This window comes from Bacillus sp. FSL K6-1338 (genome assembly GCF_038006965.1).
Lineage (GTDB): Bacteria > Bacillota > Bacilli > Bacillales > Bacillaceae_G > Bacillus_A > Bacillus_A thuringiensis_S.
Window position 1 is genome coordinate 3,684,595 of sequence record NZ_JBBOWI010000001.1, and the last position, 17,104, is coordinate 3,701,698.

Consider the following 17,104-nt stretch of genomic DNA (forward strand, 5'->3'; position numbering starts at 1 on the left):
ACCTTCACCCCCGGTAATTTGTATCGAGCATGCTACGTAGCTTTTTCGCAAAGCCTTCATCTAACACAGCTACAACGACTCGCTCGTCTCTCCCAATCGCATGCCCTAATTGTTGTCGATTTTCGACTTTTTTCATTGGTACGTTGTAGTACGTCGTTTTATCAGTGATACGTTTAGTAGTGTTCGCTGACGCATCTTCAGAAAGCAATACGAGCTTTGCTTTACCACTTCGTACTTCTTTTAAAACGAGTTCTTCACCCGAAATGATTTTTCGAGCGCGATTTGCTAGTCCTAAAAACGATTTCCAATCGGACACTTATTTCGACTCCTTCTCAACAAGCTCAAGAAGCTCTTCGTACAGAGAACTGTCGATTTTCGCTTTTAGATGATGTTCCAAAATGTTTTTCTTTTGGGCTTGTATAATGCATTCTTTATCTTTTGACAAATATGCACCTCGTCCTGATTTTTTTCCAGATAAATCAATAGACACTTCGCCCTCTTTGGAACGAACAATGCGAACCAGCTCTCGTTTTGATTTCATCTCTTGCGTCGCAATACATTTTCGTAACGGAACTTTTCGATTGCTCATACTCATCACCTCTATTCGATTTCGTCTTCAACTGAATCGAATCCGAATGCGATTACGCTATCTTCTTCTGTAACAATTCCAAGTTGTTTCGCATCAGACTCACTTTTAATATCAATTTTCCAGCCTGTTAATTTAGCTGCAAGACGTGCATTTTGTCCACGCTTACCGATAGCTAACGATAGCTGGTGGTCTGGAACAACAACAGTTGTTGCTTTTTCATCTTCATCTACAAGTACTTTAACAACTTGTGATGGGCTTAAAGCATTTGCAACATATTCAACTGGGTCATTTGACCAGCGAACGATGTCAATCTTTTCACCTTTTAGTTCATCTACAACACGTTGTACACGTTGTCCTTTCGGTCCTACGCAAGAACCAACTGGATCAACATCAATGTTTTCTGCATGCACAGAGATTTTAGAACGATCTCCTGCTTCGCGCGCTACAGAGCGAATTTCTACAGTTCCATCATAAATTTCTGGAACTTCCATTTCGAATAAACGTTTTAAAAGACCAGGATGTGTACGTGATACGTAAATTTGTGGTCCTTTTGTTGTCTTTTCTACTTTTGTAATAAATACGCGAATACGATCATGTGGCTTATATTGCTCATTTGGCATTTGCTCACTTACAGGTAATAAAGCTTCTACTTTGCCTAAGCTTACGTAGATGAAACGAGCATCTTGGCGTTGTACAATACCAACCATAATGTCTTCTTCACGATCACTAAATTCTGAGTAAATAACACCACGTTCTGCTTCACGAACTCGTTGTGTTACAACTTGTTTTGCAGTTTGCGCTGCAATACGACCAAAATCTTTTGGCGTTACTTCAATTTCTAGTACGTCGCCATCTTGGTAGTTTGGATTAATTTGTCTTGCCTCTTCTACAGAGATTTCAAGACGTGGATCAAACACATTATCAACAACGTCCTTACGTGCTAAAACTTGAATTGTTCCCACTTCTGGGTTAAAGCTCACACGAACGTTTTGTGCTTGGTTAAAATTGCGTTTATAAGCAGAGATTAATGCTGCTTCAATCGCATCAATAATAATATCTTTACTAATACCTTTTTCTGACTCTAATACGAGCAAAGCATCTAACAACTCAGTGCTCATGAAGATCCCCCTTCTTACTAAAACGTAACAGCAAGTCGCGCATTTGCAACTTTATCCATTGGAATTTGGATTTCTTTTTTACGTGTTTTAATTGTTAATAGTAGTGTAATTGTAGTACCGTCGTAGGAAAGTAACTTTCCTTCAAACATCTTTTCGCCATCAATTGGCTCATATGTTTTAATTGCCACTTGTTTTCCTACCGCTTGCTGGAAGTCTTTCTCTTTCTTTAATGGGCGTTCTGCTCCAGGAGATGATACATCCAAAAAGTAAAGGTGAGGAATTGGATCCTCTTTATCTAAAGCTTCGCTTAAACGTTCACTTACCGCACCGCATTCTTCAATGTCGACTCCCTTTTCAGAATCGATGAATACGCGTAAGAACCAGTCTTGTCCTTCTTTCACATACTCTACATCTACAAGTTCAAGATTTAACTCTTCAACGATTGGCTGCGCAAATGCTTCTACAACTTCTGTGACTTTCTTATCCATAAACAGCCTCCTTCCTGCCGCCATGTACCATTTACAAGAAAAGATCCCGTTCACAAAGACGGTCTATCTTATTCTTTCTCGTTAGCTAACAAAAGCCCCTGCCGTTAAGCAGGGAATATCTGTCTTAGTATTACCAAATTTAAGAAGTAAAACTTGTAACAAAATATGTATATACGACAGAAATGTCTTTACTATCTACATGAATAAAATGTAGATAGTAACACGAAAGAGTGGGTTTCCCCACTCTCTTTTTCACAAAATATACATGACATGGTTATCTCGGTTTATAGTATACCATAGCAAATATTGATTTGCAAAGACTTTTCCTACCTATTAGAACAGTGATAATTGGTTTTGATCTGGCAAATCTCCTAAACAACCTTGGCTATCTAAATACTCAATAATTGTTTTCGAAACCTTACTTCGCTGCTGTAAGTCTTCTTTTGATAAGAAGTCTCCATTTTTGCGCGCTTCCACAATACTTAAGGCTGCGTTCGTACCAAGACCAGGCACTGCATTAAATGGAGGAATTAAAGTATCCCCATCAATAATAAACTCAGTTGCATGCGAGCGGTATAAATCGACCTTTTGGAATGAATATCCACGCTCACACATTTCCAGTGTCATTTCTAGTACTGTTAATAAACTCTTCTCTTTCGGCGCTGCATCCAATCCTTTTTGAGCAATTTCATCAATTTTTACACGTATGGATGCTGAACCTTTCGCCATCGCCTCTACATCAAAATCATCTGCACGGACTGTAAAATATGCCGCATAGAATAAAAGTGCAAAATGTACTTTAAAGTATGCGATACGCACAGCCATAAGTACGTAAGCAGCCGCATGGGCTTTAGGGAACATGTATTTAATCTTCTTACATGAATCAATATACCAACCTGGCACATTATTACCTTTCATGTCATCTTCCCATTCTTCTGGTACACCTTTACCTTTACGAACCGACTCCATGATTTTGAAGGCTAATGATGGATCTAAACCTTGATAGATTAAATATACCATGATGTCATCACGACAACCGATAACTTCACTCAGCGTACATGTACCGTTATAAATTAACTCATTTGCATTACCAAGCCATACGTCAGTACCATGTGACAGCCCAGAAATTTGGACCAATTCTGAAAATGTCGTTGGTTTTGTCTCTTCTAACATCTGTCTTACGAACTTCGTACCGAATTCCGGGATACCAAGTGTACCTGTTTTACAGTTAATTTGTTCTTCCGTTACCCCTAACGTTTCTGGACCAGAGAAAATTTTCATTACTTCTGGATCATCCGTTGGGATTGTTTTCGGATCAATACCACTTAGATCTTGTAACATACGAATAACGGTCGGATCATCGTGTCCTAGTATATCAAGTTTCAATAAATTATCATGAATCGAGTGGAAGTCAAAATGCGTTGTTCTCCACTCAGCACCAATTGAATCAGCAGGAAACTGTATTGGTGAGAAATCAAAGATATCCATGTAATCTGGCACAACGATAATACCACCTGGATGCTGTCCAGTTGTACGTTTTACCCCTGTACATCCCGCTACTAAGCGATCAATCTCTGCATTTCGAATTGTTAAATTGTGATCATTTGCATAACCTTTTACATATCCATAAGCGGTTTTTTCCGCAACTGTACCAATCGTTCCAGCACGGTATACATAGTCTTCACCGAACAGTACTTTCGTATAGTTATGGGCACGTGGTTGGTATTCCCCGGAGAAGTTCAAATCGATATCGGGTACCTTATCTCCTTTAAATCCAAGGAACGTTTCGAATGGAATATCATGTCCATCTTTCACATATGCCACATTACATGTCGGACAATCTTTATCTGGTAAGTCGAAACCAGAGCCTACGGAACCATCATTAAAGAATTCAGATTGCTTGCACTTTGGACAGACATAGTGTGGTGGTAATGGGTTTACTTCTGTAATTTCCATCATCGTTGCAACGAACGATGAACCTACCGAACCACGCGAACCTACTAGATATCCGTCGACTAACGATTTTTTCACAAGCTTATGTGAGATTAAATAGATAACGGCAAATCCATGTCCAATAATACTTTTCAATTCTTTTTCTAAACGAGCCTCTACAATTTCTGGTAGTTCTTCACCATATATACTGCGTGCCATTTTATAACTCATATCACGTGTTTCATCATCGGCACCCTCAATTTTCGGTGTATATAGATCATCTTTTACTGGACGAACATCACCAATTAATGACGCAACCTTTTGTGTATTCGTCACAACAACTTCTTTCGCTTTGTCTTCACCTAAAAATGAAAAACACTCTAGCATTTCATCAGTTGTACGGAAATGTACTGGCGGTAATGAATGTCGATTTAACGGATTGGCTCCACCCTGCGAACTGACTAAAATTTTACGATACATTGCATCTTCTGGATCTAAGTAATGCACGTTCCCTGTAGCAACAACTGGTTTATCTAACGTCTCGCCTAGTTTTACTAAGTTAGAGATAATTGTTTTTAATTGTCCCTCATCTCGAACGAGTTCACGCTCTACTAAATGACGCAACACCTCTGGAGGCATTACTTCAATGTAATCATAAAACTGTGCAATTTCTTCTACCTCTTCAGGAGCTTTTTGCATCATTGCCTCAAACACTTCACCTTTATCACAAGCCGTTCCTACTAAAATTCCTTCACGATATTTTTTTAATAGTGACCTCGGTACTCGTGGTACACGGTAAAAGTAATTAAGGTGAGAATATGAAACAAGTTTATATAAATTTTTCAATCCAACATCTGATGTGGCAAGTAACGTCAGATGGCTTGGACGGCCACGCTTATACGCATCCCCTTGCCCCATACTATCATTTAATTGATCGTGATATTCAAATCCCTTTTCAATTACGTCTTTCAACATTTTCACAAGTAAATATCCCGTCGCTTCTGTATCATAAATCGCACGGTGATGTTGCGTTAATTCAATATCAAGTTTTTTACACATCGTATTTAATCGGTGATTTTTCATTTCTGGGAATAAGAATCGTGCAAGTTCTAACGTATCAATAACAGGGTTATTCGTTTTTTCTAACCCAGCCTTTTTAAAACCTACGTTAATAAATCCCATATCGAAGCTTGCGTTATGGGCAACAAGGGTATGGTCACCCATCCATTCCTCAAACTTTTTAAACACTTCGTCCACTTCTGGTGCATCAGTTAACATATCATCTGTAATACCTGTTAATTCAATAATCGTCGCTGATAATGGTTGATGTGGGTTTGCAAAAGATTCAAAACGATCAATGATTTCGCCACCCTTTACTTTTACGGCAGCCAACTCAATGACTGTATCGTATACAGCTGATAAACCTGTCGTCTCAACGTCGAAAACAACATACGTTTCCTCCGCAAGTAAACGATGCGCTTCATTATACGCTATCGGTACACCATCATTAACTAAATTCGCTTCTACACCGTATATAACTTTAACTCCAGCCTTTTTCCCCGCAGAATATGCCTCCGGGAACGACTGAGCCACAGCATGGTCTGTAACCGCAATAGCTTCATGTCCCCATTTACCAGCTTGGGCAACAAGCCTAGAAACAGGAGTAACAGCATCCATTTGGCTCATGGGAGTGTGAAGATGAAGTTCTACACGCTTTTCGCCTTCTGGCGCTTTATCTTTACGAGACGGACCTGTTATTTCATTAATATCATTCGCAATCATTACTAAATCTCGAACAAATGTATCATTTTGAACTGAACCACGGGCTTTCACCCACATTCCTTTTTTCAAGGATTGCAGCATTGGAATATCTTCTTTGTCACGCGAGAACATTTTGATCATAATAGAATCCGTATAATCCGTTATTTTTAAAGTTAATAACGTACGTCCACTACGAAGCTCTTTTGTCTCTACATGGAAGACATATCCTTGAACCGTTTTTCTTCTTTCTTCATCTTGAATTTCTCGCATCGGTGTAATCTCTTCATCTGGCTTAATAAGATACCCGAGTGTAATCGGTCCTTCATACACAACGCTACTTTCTTCAGCTTGCTTCTTCGCCATTTCTTCCATAGCTTGTATAACACGCTCGCGGTCTTCTTGCTGCGTTTGCTCACGAAACTTTTGCATTTCTTCTGCATTTTGCTGTATATGTGTGTCTAACTGGAAACGTGGAAATCCAAAAGCTTCGTATTGATCCCCTACTGGTTTCGCAACGTTTTTCTTTAAAGCAGTAGACTCCAGCTCATTATTCACATTTATTAGCAACTTCACTCCATTCACCTGCGGAAGCTGTTTCTTTAAGTAAGCAAACATAGGTGAAAATGTAATTCGTTCCGTACAAAGCGGCCAATACGCCCTCACTTCTTCTTCTGTAAATTGTTTATTCTCTGTTTCTAATGCAAATGTTGTTCTTGCAATATGAGAAAATGATTGCTTAAGCTTTGTTTCTAGCAATTCATATAATTCTGTAGGCAAAATACGTGGCACTTGTAAATCAAAATGCCAACTTTTATTCGCTTTATCAATAACGAGCCTTTCAATACCACCGCCTTGTAAATATTGATTTATAAGGTCGTCTGGTATTTGCAACTGCTGGAGCAAAATTTGAAATCGCTCTTGTTGTTCATTTGTTAAAGACATAAGCACTCTCCTTCCATTTGCTATTATAAATTGAAACGTACTACAAAGAAAGATTTCTCACTTCTTCTTTTACAAAATACGTTTACAAAGAAAGAGAAGGTACCCCATTACGAGGTACCTCTTCTTATTTTAAAATATTTGCAATATATGTTTGAAGTTCTTCTACTTTTACTTCTTCAGACTCACCTGTAGCACGTACTTTCACTTCTACAATACCTTCGTCTGCTTTTTTACCAACTGTAACACGAACTGGAAGGCCGAATAAATCTGCATCTGCAAATTTAACACCTGCACGTTCTGCACGATCGTCTAATAACACTTCATAGCCTTTTTCTTGTAATGAGTTGTAGATGTTTTCACCCATTTCACGTTGTGCATCAGATTTCATATTTACTGGAATTACATGCACATGGAACGGTGCTACAGCTTTCGGCCAAACTAAGCCGTTCTCATCATTAAACTGCTCTGCAATTGCTGCCACTGTACGAGATACACCGATACCGTAACAACCCATAATAAGTGGTTGTGTTTTCCCATTTTCATCTAGGAATGTTGCGTTCATTGCTTCACTATAACGAGTTCCTAATTTGAATACATGACCAACTTCAATTCCACGTGCAAAAAGAATTGTTCCGTTTCCGTCTGGAGATTGGTCTCCTTCTTGAATAAAGCGTAAATCTGTATACTGACTTACTTTAAAGTCACGTTCTGGATTTACATTTACATAATGGAATCCTTCTTCGTTCGCTCCTGAACATCCGTTGACAATTGATGCTACAGCATGGTCAGCGATAATTTCGATATCACCTGTTACACCAATCGGTCCTAATGAACCAACTTCACAATTTAATAATTCTTTTACTTCCTCATGAGAAGCAAGCTCAACAACTGAAGCGCCGTATACATTTTTCACTTTTACATCGTTTACTTCGTGATCACCACGAACAAGTACAACTACTAATTTCTCATCTACTTTAAATACCATAGACTTAATACACTTGTCAGCTTCAATGTTTAAGAATGCAGATACTTCTTCAATCGCTTTTTGATCTGGCGTTGCAACCTTTTCAAGTGCCATTTCCGCTTCGTCACTCTTCGTATACGTAGCTACAACAGGAGCCATTTCAATGTTCGCTGCATAATCAGATGTATCAGAGTATGCAATTGTATCTTCACCAACATCAGATAATACCATGAATTCATGTGTATCTTTTCCGCCCATTGCTCCAGAATCAGCAATAACTGCACGGAAGTTCAAACCACAACGAGCAAAAATGTTAGAATATGCTTTGTATAAGCGATCGTATACTTCATCTAAGCTCTCTTGTGTAGCATGGAAAGAGTATGCATCTTTCATTAGAAACTCTCTTCCACGTAATAAACCGAAACGAGGTCTTTGTTCATCGCGGAATTTCGTTTGAATTTGATATAATGTTAACGGTAATTTTTTATATGATTTTATTTCATCACGTACAAGATCAGTAATTACTTCTTCATGCGTCGCTCCTAAAGCAAACTCACGAGCGTTACGATCTTTCATACGCATTAATTCAGATCCGTAAGAATACCAACGACCTGATTCTTGCCATAATTCTGCAGCTTGCATAGCTGGCATCAATAATTCCACAGCTCCTGCGCGCTCCATTTCTTCTCGAACGATACGTTCTACTTTGTGTAATACTTTTAACCCAAATGGTAGAAAACTATAAATACCAGAAGCATTTTGACGCATAAAACCTGCGCGAAGTAATAATTGATGACTCTTAATTTCAGCATCAGCTGGAACTTCACGTAATGTAGGACTGAATACCATACTTTGTTTCATTTATTTGCACCTCTTCATTTTACTCTTACACGCAGTAAAACCCCTCACCTCGAATTAGGTGAGGGATTTTATTCTACGGGCTCTATTTCATTATAAGTTTCATTCTATTTTACAAGAAAAACTTACGAATGTCATTCCATGTTACAACTAACATTAATAACATTAATAATGCAAAACCAATAAAGTGAACCATTCCTTCTTTTTGACGGTCAATTGGTTTTCCTCGTAACGCCTCAATTAAGAAGAAGAATAAACGGCCACCGTCTAAAGCAGGAACTGGTAATAAATTGAATAAACCAAGATTAATACTTAAAACTGCCGCTAAACTTAGTACACGCGTAAATCCATAATCTACAACTTGATCTGTTAGATTATAAATTCCTACTGGACCTGACAACTCATTAATAGAAAATTGACCAGTTACTAATTTCACAAGAGATTCAAAAATTAGTTTCGTCCATTGGTATGTTTGTTCAAATCCTGATTTAATAGAACCCATTACTGTTTTCTCTACAGGGGAATAAACACCAATTCTACCAACTTCGTCTTTTCCTTCTTTATCGAGTGTTGGCGTTACTTTCACATTAAACTGTTCATTATCACGCTTTACTTGTAACGTAATTTCTTTATCCGGATTTTCACGTACAATGTCAACAACATCTTTCCATGTACTTGTGTTTTTTCCATCAATCGCTTGAATTGTATCATTCTCTTTCAATCCAGCTTGCTGTGCTGCACTATTATCCATCACTTTTCCGACCATTGGTTTGTCAATAGGAACCCCTTGTACAAATCCAAGAATCACAAAAATAACAAATGCTAAAATGAAGTTCATTGCAGGACCCGCAAAGATTGTTAAAGCGCGTTGCCCTAATTTTTTTGAACCAAATTGTCTATTATACGGAGCAATTTGAATTTCTTCCCCCGCAGTAATAATACGAGCTTTTTCATTCACTCGGAACGTTTGAAGCTCTTCCTCGTACTCCTCATAGCCCGAAATTGTTAGATTGTGCTCCAAATCAGCTTGTTCGACTTCAATGACACGAACATTGGGATACTTTTCATATCCATCAAAAACTAATTTCACAACTTCGTCTTTTTCATTTAATACAAGGCCAACCTTTTTCCCAGGCTTTAACTCAACTGTGTCCGCATCCTCGCCAGCCATTCTTACATAGCCACCAAGGGGCAGTAATCGAATCGTATACACCGTTTCATTCTTTTCAAATGAGAATATTTTCGGACCAAAACCAATCGCAAACTCGCGGCATAAAATACCTGCTCTTTTTGCGAAATATAGATGTCCTAGCTCATGGAAAAATACGAGTGCACCGAAAATTAATATAAAGGCAATCGCTGTATTCAATTCCATAACCACCTTTGCTAAATTTGTTCCATCACAAACCGTCTTGTGGCTGCATCAATTTCCAGAATTTCCTCTAAGCTCGGACGTGCAATGACATTGTGATGGTTCATTGCTTTTTCAATGAGGTCTTCTACTGTTAAGAAACCAATTCTCTTTTGTAAAAAGGCTTCAACAGCTACTTCATTCGCTGCGTTCATTACAGCTGGCATACTTCCACCTGCTTTTCCAGCTTCATACGCAAAACGTAGACAACGGAATCTTTCTTGGTCCATTTTCTCAAAATGCAACGTCCCTATTTCCCATAAGTTTAACTGTTTTGTGTCTGAAAGAGGCAATCTATCAGGATATGTAAGTGCGTATTGAATTGGTACTCGCATATCAGGTGAACCAAGCTGCGCCATTACACTACGATCTTCAAATTCAACCATAGAATGGATAATACTTTCTTTATGTAAAACAACATCGATTTGCTCGTAAGGGATACCAAAAAGCCAATGTGCTTCAATTACTTCTAGTCCCTTATTCATCATTGTAGCAGAATCAATTGTAATTTTCGAACCCATTGACCAGTTTGGATGTCGAAGCGCATCTTCTACGGTCACATGATGCAATTCATCCCTCGTTTTATCACGGAAACTTCCACCAGAAGCCGTTATAATAAGACGAGAAATTCTTTTCTCATTTTCACCATTCAAGCATTGAAAAATAGCTGAATGTTCACTATCTACTGGAAGTAACGAAACATTATGTTTTCGTGCTGCTTCCATTACAAGATGTCCTGCAGTTACTAACGTTTCTTTATTTGCAATTCCAATTGTTTTTTTCGCCTCAATTGCACGAAGTGTTGGTAACAACCCTACGCTACCTACAACAGCATTTACTACAATCTCCGTATCTGGATGTAATGCTACTTCTAAAAGCCCTTCACTACCATATACAATTTTTGTATTACCAGAAACAGCTTGTAATTTTAAAACATCTTCCTCTCTTTGCACAGAGACGATTTGCGGAGAAAATTCTTGAATTACCTTTACTGCGTAGTCAATATTTTTCCCTACAGAAAAAGCAACGAGACGGAATTGGTCTGGGTGCGAGCGTAATACATCTAAAGTTTGTGTACCAATTGATCCGCTCGCACCTAATAAACTAATGTTTTTCATGACTCCAACCCCTCGTTCATTTATTAATTGTATTGTAATAAGAAGTAGAGAATTGGTAAAACGAATAACCAACTATCTGTTCGATCTAATATACCACCATGTCCAGGTAAAATTGTACCTGAATCCTTTACGCCATAATGACGTTTAAAAGCAGATTGTACTAAATCACCAATTTGTCCAAAAATAGAAATGATAATTGTCAGCACAATTAAAATTACTACATTCGATTCAACTGGGAAGAACGCGTTGTAAACAAGTGCCACGATAATTCCACAAACGATGCCGCCTAATGAACCTTCAATCGTTTTATTTGGACTAATTTCTGGCCACAATTTTCTCTTGCCTAATGCTTTTCCTACGAAATATGCGCCTGAATCAGTAGCCCATATAATAAATAATGCGCAAAACACATATTTAATTCCTAATATTCTCGTTTCATTTAAATATAAGAATCCCATTGCCACATATGTCGTTGCCATCAGTAAAAATGAAGCATTATCAAAAGTAAATGTATTCTTAGAAAGGACTGTATATGATAAAAGTAATAAAACAATCACAAATGTGATTTCCAATTTACCTAATCCAATCCATGTAAACAGTTCTGATGCACTACTTGGAATTAAAAGAATCCACAATAATACTGCAGCTAAAACTGTCGGTACTGAAATAAGCGTAAGCTTATTCATACGAATTAATTCATATAAACCTATAGAAGCAAGTGCATACACTAAAACCGTAAAAGGCACGCCACCGTATATTACGATGGGAATGAATAGCGCGGCAGCAACCACTCCAGTAATAATTCTCTGTTTCACTACCAAACCCTCTCTTTCTACACGCCTCCGAATCTGCGCCCTCTATGTTGAAAGTCAGTAATTGCATTTAGCAAATGTTCTTCTTTGAAGTCTGGCCAATACACGTCTGTAAACCAAAACTCCGAATACGCAATTTGCCATAACATGAAATTACTAATACGTAGCTCTCCGCTTGGTCGGATTAACAACTCTGGATCAGGTAAAGAACTCGTCATTAAGTAGGAAGAAAGCATTTCTTCACTTACCTCTTCAGAACGAATTTTTCCTTCCTCGTTATCTTTCATCATATGTTGCACAGCAGAAACGATTTCATCTCGACTTCCATAGTTTAACGCGAAATTAAGAATTAATCCCGTATTCTCTTTCGTATCTTCCATGGCTTTCTCCATCGCTCTGCGTGTATGCGTAGGAAGACGATCTTTTTGCCCTATTACTCGGACTTGTACGTTTTCTTCAATCAATTCTGGTAAAAATGTACCTAGAAATTCTTCTGGAAGCTTCATTAAATAATCAACTTCCTTTTTCGGTCTTTTCCAGTTCTCAGTTGAAAAAGCATAGAGAGTTAACACTTTCACATTAAGTTTACTTGCAAATTTTGTAATTTTCTTTACAACTTGCATACCTTCATGATGTCCCGCAATACGAGGCATTGCTCTCCTCTTTGCCCATCTTCCATTCCCATCCATAATGATGGCAATATGTTCTGGGATATATCCTTTTTTCACTTCTTCAACGAGATGATCAAACGATGTGTCCTTTTTACCTTTAAAAAAAGGAAAGTTTTTAAACATCATTCATACCCTCCAACAAGCAGACGTATGCCTAAAAGTGTAAAAAGACCCCCTTAAGAAGAGGGTCATATTTGCGAAGTTATCGCTATTACACTTCCATGATTTCTTTTTCTTTGTTTTTTGCGATTTCGTCAACTTTTGCAATATATTTATCTGTTTCTTTTTGGATATCTTCAGTATATCCTCTTAAATCATCTTCTGTAATCTCGCCAGCTTTTTCAAGCTTCTTAAGATCATCATTTCCGTCACGACGTACGTTACGAACAGCAACTTTTGCTTCTTCAGCATATTTTTTCACAACTTTAACAAGATCACGACGACGCTCTTCTGTTAATGCAGGGAATGCAATACGAATTACAGTTCCATCATTAGAAGGGTTTAAGCCTAAATCTGCTTTTAAAATTGCTTTTTCGATATCACCGATAGAAGTTTTATCATAAGGTTGAATTACAAGTAAACGTGCTTCTGGAACTGTAATGTTCGCTAATTGCACAACTGGTGTTGGTGCACCATAGTAATCAACTTGTACCTTATCTAATACAGACGAGCTTGCACGACCAGCGCGAACTGTTGCTAATTCACGAGAATAAGCAGCAACTGCTTTTTCCATTTTTTCATTTGAAGACTTCAATACTTGTTGTCCCATATTTATTTCCCCCTTACAACTGTTCCAATATTTTCGCCTAAAACGGCACGTTTAATATTACCTTTTTCCATAACCGAGAATACAATTAATGGAATATCATTATCCATACATAGAGAAGAAGCTGTAGAATCCATTACACCTAAACCTTCTTTTAATACATCTAAGTAAGTAAGCGTTTCGTATTTCGTAGCCGTTGGGTCAATAGATGGATCTGCGCTATATACGCCATCCACATTATTTTTCGCCATTAAAATAACGTCTGCTTCGATTTCCGCTGCACGTAATGCTGCTGTTGTATCTGTAGAGAAGTATGGATTACCTGTACCTGCTGCAAAGATAACAACACGTTTTTTCTCTAAGTGACGAACTGCTTTACGGCGAATGTAAGGCTCTGCCACTTGACGCATCTCAATTGAAGTTTGTACACGAGTTTGGATTCCAATATTCTCCAAGCTATCTTGAAGAGCTAATGAATTCATAACTGTAGCTAACATGCCCATGTAATCTGCTCCTGCACGATCCATGCCCATTTCACTTCCAATTTTCCCACGCCAAATGTTACCGCCACCAACAACAACAGCAACCTCTACATCAAGTTCTGCAATTTCTTTTACTTGTTCTGCAACTGACTTAATAACAGTTGGATTAATTCCAAATCCTTGCTCTCCAGCTAAAGCTTCTCCACTTAACTTTAAAACGACACGATTATATTTCGGTTTACTCATAATGAACCTCCAATTGCTTACATCTTTATTTTAAAAAAGGGAACACAATGTGTTCCCTAATCTGTATTAGTTACTACCTTTTACTTGGTTCATTACTTCTTCAGCAAAGTTGTCTTCACGTTTTTCGATACCTTCGCCAACAGCGTAGCGAACGAATCCTTTTAATGTTCCGCCTTTAGACTCAACGAACTGACGAACTTTCATATCAGGGTTTTTAACGAATGCTTGGTCAAGTAAGCAAATCTCTTCGAAGAATTTGCCTAGACGGCCTTCAACCATTTTTGCAACGATTTTTTCAGGCTTGCCTTCGTTTAATGCTTGTTGTGTTAATACTTGACGCTCATGCTCAACTTCTTCAGCTGTTACAGCATCGCGGTCGATGTATTTAGGGTTAACTGCTGCAATGTGCATTGCTACATCTTTAGCAGCTGCTTCATCAGTAGAACCTTCAAGAACTGTTAATACACCAATACGTCCACCCATGTGTAGGTAAGCGCCGAATGCATCTGCATCAGTTTTTGATACGATTTCGAAACGACGAAGTGTAAGTTTTTCACCAATTTTAGCGATTGCTTCGTTGATGTGCTCTTCTACTGTTTTGCCGCCTTCAATTGTTTGAGTCATAGCTTCTTCAACGTTAGCAGGTTTGTTAGCTAATAAGTGAGCAGCTAGTTCTTTAATTAATGCTTGGAAACCTTCGTTTTTCGCAACGAAATCAGTTTCAGAGTTTAATTCTAAGATTAAAGCGTCGTTACCGTTTGTTTCGATGAAAGTTAAACCTTCAGCAGCAATGCGGTCTGCTTTTTTAGCAGCTTTCGCAATACCTTTTTCACGTAAGAAGTCAATTGCCTTCTCCATGTCGCCGTTAGTTTCTGTTAAAGCTTTTTTGCAGTCCATCATACCTGCGCCAGTTTTTTCACGTAATTCTTTTACCATTTGAGCAGTGATTGCCATACTTTTCATCCTCCTAAAATATGTATTTATACTTTTTATAAAGGTGTTTATACCTTAAAAAAGGTGATAAAAGGCCGAACCCCTTATCACCTTTCCAACTTTGTTACGCAGTAACAGTTTCTTCACCTTGTTTTGCTTCAAGGATCGCGTCTGCCATTTTAGATGTAAGAAGTTTTACAGCACGAATTGCATCATCGTTTGCTGGGATAACGTGATCGATTTCGTCTGGATCACAGTTTGTATCAACGATACCGATGATTGGAATGTGTAATTTGCGTGCTTCAGCAACTGCAATACGCTCTTTACGAGGGTCTACTACGAATAATGCACTTGGAAGACCTTTCATATCTTTAATACCGCCTAAGAATTTCTCAAGACGCTCTAACTCTTTTTTAAGTTGAACAACTTCTTTCTTAGGTAGTACTTCGAAAGTACCATCTTCTTGCATTCTTTCGATGTCTTTAAGACGCTTGATACGCTTTTGGATTGTTTGGAAGTTTGTTAAAGTTCCACCTAACCAACGTTGGTTAACGAAGTACATACCCGCACGAGTTGCTTCTTCTTTAATAGCTTCTTGTGCTTGTTTTTTAGTACCTACGAATAAAATGTCTCCACCTTCAGCAGCGATGTCACGCATCGTTCTGTAAGCTTCCTCAACTTTTTTCACAGTTTTTTGTAAGTCGATGATGTAGATACCGTTACGCTCTGTGAAAATGTAACGCTTCATTTTTGGGTTCCAACGACGAGTTTGATGTCCGAAATGAACACCAGCTTCAAGCAATTGCTTCATAGAAATTACTGACATAATATAGTTCCTCCTAAATGGTTTTTGATATCCTCCGTTTACTTCATCTCTAAGCGAAACTACAAACGTAGCACCAACACTTAAATCAGTAAACGTGTGTACTTTGTACTGACACCACTGCTTACTATATCATACTGAAATATTACAATCAAGTCGAAAATGCGAACAATGTAAAACTTTCTTTGTTCATACTCGAATTCTAGTATTACCAACCTTCATTTCTTTTAAGCAAAAAAGCAAAATACAATTAATAGTTTTCCCAGAAAACACGCTTATGCCACTTTTCACAAGCACCATCAATCATTGCACAAAAAAACTCTCCTCAATCGAGGAGAGTTCTTTATAAATTAGTTTGTTTTTAATTTAGCAAGTTCCTGTAGAAACTTGTCGTTTAGCACTTTAATGTATGTTCCTTTCATACCTAAAGAGCGAGACTCAATAACACCAGCACTTTCTAATTTACGTAGTGCATTTACGATTACAGAGCGAGTAATTCCTACGCGATCAGCAATTTTACTTGCAACAAGTAAACCTTCTGTTCCATTTAATTCTTCGAAGATGTGCTCAATTGCTTCTAACTCACTGTAAGATAATGAGCTGATCGCCATTTGAACAACAGCTTTACTACGTGCTTCCTCTTCGATTTCTTCTGCTTTTTCACGTAAGATTTCCATACCTACAACAGTTGAGCTGTACTCAGCAAGGATTAAATCGTCATCTAAGAACTCTTGACCTAGACGAGCTAATACTAATGTACCTAGACGCTCACCACCACCAACGATTGGTACGATTGTAGTTAAACCTTGACCAAATAATTCTCTGTTTTCTACTGGGAATGCTGTGTAAGCACTGTTCACATCCAAGTTTGAAGATGTTTCTGTAATGTTGAATAAGCTTTGTGTATATTCTTCTGGGAATTGACGTTCTGCAAGCATTTGCTTCATGCGTTCGTTTTCGATTTGTTGGTGAATTGCATAACCTAGTAATTTACCACGACGGCTAACTACGAATACGTTTGCTTCGATTACTTCACACATTGTGTCAGACATTTCTCTAAAGTTTACAGGCTTCCCTGCTGCGCTCTGTAATAACGCATTTAATTTTCTTGTTTTTGCTAATAATTCCATTTCAAAAGTTCCTCCTACATGTTACTCACATATTTTTTCATCACTTGGAAACTAGGGCGA

General features: G+C 38.1%; 15 protein-coding genes. All 15 read right to left on the reverse strand.

Features of this window, described 5'->3' with window-relative positions; all coding sequences use genetic code 11:
* Positions 1-4 precede the first annotated feature (4 nt).
* Positions 5-316, reverse strand: a complete 312-nt coding sequence (locus NZ044_RS18740) for a YlxQ family RNA-binding protein (protein ID WP_001286522.1) — start codon at positions 314-316, stop codon at positions 5-7.
* Positions 317-589 (reverse strand): RNase P modulator RnpM, encoded by a 273-nt coding sequence (gene rnpM, locus NZ044_RS18745; protein ID WP_000071123.1) that lies wholly within the window; start codon positions 587-589, stop codon positions 317-319.
* Between the two features lie 11 nt (positions 590-600).
* Positions 601-1,707, reverse strand: coding sequence for a transcription termination factor NusA (gene nusA / locus NZ044_RS18750; RefSeq protein WP_000102598.1), 1,107 nt, complete (start codon positions 1,705-1,707; stop codon positions 601-603).
* Positions 1,708-1,724: 17 nt separating this feature from the next.
* A complete protein-coding gene (gene rimP / locus NZ044_RS18755; RefSeq protein ID WP_000359095.1) occupies positions 1,725-2,195 on the reverse strand; it encodes a ribosome maturation factor RimP in 471 nt (156 codons plus the stop codon).
* Positions 2,196-2,528: 333 nt separating this feature from the next.
* Positions 2,529-6,830 (reverse strand): PolC-type DNA polymerase III, encoded by a 4,302-nt coding sequence (locus NZ044_RS18760; protein WP_000059996.1) that lies wholly within the window; start codon positions 6,828-6,830, stop codon positions 2,529-2,531.
* 124 nt (positions 6,831-6,954) lie between these two features.
* Positions 6,955-8,655, reverse strand: a complete 1,701-nt coding sequence (locus tag NZ044_RS18765; RefSeq protein WP_000814295.1) for a proline--tRNA ligase — start codon at positions 8,653-8,655, stop codon at positions 6,955-6,957.
* Between the two features lie 109 nt (positions 8,656-8,764).
* On the reverse strand, positions 8,765-10,021 hold the full coding sequence (gene rseP / locus NZ044_RS18770) for an RIP metalloprotease RseP (protein WP_001090241.1): 1,257 nt from the start codon (positions 10,019-10,021) through the stop codon (positions 8,765-8,767).
* Between the two features lie 17 nt (positions 10,022-10,038).
* Positions 10,039-11,181, reverse strand: a complete 1,143-nt coding sequence (dxr, locus tag NZ044_RS18775; RefSeq protein ID WP_098505698.1) for a 1-deoxy-D-xylulose-5-phosphate reductoisomerase — start codon at positions 11,179-11,181, stop codon at positions 10,039-10,041.
* Between the two features lie 23 nt (positions 11,182-11,204).
* Entirely contained in the window at positions 11,205-11,996 is a 792-nt protein-coding gene (gene cdsA, locus NZ044_RS18780) for a phosphatidate cytidylyltransferase (protein WP_000813589.1), read from the reverse strand.
* 17 nt (positions 11,997-12,013) lie between these two features.
* Positions 12,014-12,790 carry an isoprenyl transferase gene (uppS, locus tag NZ044_RS18785; protein ID WP_340949932.1) on the reverse strand — a complete coding sequence of 259 codons (777 nt, stop codon included), beginning with the start codon at positions 12,788-12,790 and terminating at the stop codon, positions 12,014-12,016.
* An 85-nt stretch (positions 12,791-12,875) separates the two neighbouring features.
* Positions 12,876-13,433 carry a ribosome recycling factor gene (gene frr / locus NZ044_RS18790; RefSeq protein ID WP_000531505.1) on the reverse strand — a complete coding sequence of 186 codons (558 nt, stop codon included), beginning with the start codon at positions 13,431-13,433 and terminating at the stop codon, positions 12,876-12,878.
* Between the two features lie 2 nt (positions 13,434-13,435).
* Positions 13,436-14,158, reverse strand: a complete 723-nt coding sequence (gene pyrH / locus NZ044_RS18795) for a UMP kinase (protein WP_000042669.1) — start codon at positions 14,156-14,158, stop codon at positions 13,436-13,438.
* A 66-nt stretch (positions 14,159-14,224) separates the two neighbouring features.
* Positions 14,225-15,112 (reverse strand): translation elongation factor Ts, encoded by an 888-nt coding sequence (gene tsf / locus NZ044_RS18800; protein WP_001018576.1) that lies wholly within the window; start codon positions 15,110-15,112, stop codon positions 14,225-14,227.
* 103 nt (positions 15,113-15,215) lie between these two features.
* A complete protein-coding gene (rpsB, locus tag NZ044_RS18805; RefSeq protein WP_000111485.1) occupies positions 15,216-15,917 on the reverse strand; it encodes a 30S ribosomal protein S2 in 702 nt (233 codons plus the stop codon).
* Between the two features lie 347 nt (positions 15,918-16,264).
* Positions 16,265-17,044, reverse strand: a complete 780-nt coding sequence (codY, locus tag NZ044_RS18810; protein WP_000421290.1) for a GTP-sensing pleiotropic transcriptional regulator CodY — start codon at positions 17,042-17,044, stop codon at positions 16,265-16,267.
* Positions 17,045-17,104: the final 60 nt, after the last annotated feature.

Coding starts and splice junctions, on each gene's coding strand:
- pyrH (WP_000042669.1), bottom strand. CDS start 14,158: ATGAGTAAACCGAAATATAATCGTGTCGTTTTAAAGTTAAGTGGAGAA.
- frr (WP_000531505.1), bottom strand. CDS start 13,433: ATGGGACAACAAGTATTGAAGTCTTCAAATGAAAAAATGGAAAAAGCA.
- nusA (WP_000102598.1), bottom strand. CDS start 1,707: ATGAGCACTGAGTTGTTAGATGCTTTGCTCGTATTAGAGTCAGAAAAA.
- tsf (WP_001018576.1), bottom strand. CDS start 15,112: ATGGCAATCACTGCTCAAATGGTAAAAGAATTACGTGAAAAAACTGGC.
- rimP (WP_000359095.1), bottom strand. CDS start 2,195: ATGGATAAGAAAGTCACAGAAGTTGTAGAAGCATTTGCGCAGCCAATC.
- rnpM (WP_000071123.1), bottom strand. CDS start 589: ATGAGCAATCGAAAAGTTCCGTTACGAAAATGTATTGCGACGCAAGAG.
- NZ044_RS18760 (WP_000059996.1), bottom strand. CDS start 6,830: ATGTCTTTAACAAATGAACAACAAGAGCGATTTCAAATTTTGCTCCAG.
- rpsB (WP_000111485.1), bottom strand. CDS start 15,917: ATGTCAGTAATTTCTATGAAGCAATTGCTTGAAGCTGGTGTTCATTTC.
- codY (WP_000421290.1), bottom strand. CDS start 17,044: ATGGAATTATTAGCAAAAACAAGAAAATTAAATGCGTTATTACAGAGC.
- uppS (WP_340949932.1), bottom strand. CDS start 12,790: ATGATGTTTAAAAACTTTCCTTTTTTTAAAGGTAAAAAGGACACATCG.
- dxr (WP_098505698.1), bottom strand. CDS start 11,181: ATGAAAAACATTAGTTTATTAGGTGCGAGCGGATCAATTGGTACACAA.
- NZ044_RS18765 (WP_000814295.1), bottom strand. CDS start 8,655: ATGAAACAAAGTATGGTATTCAGTCCTACATTACGTGAAGTTCCAGCT.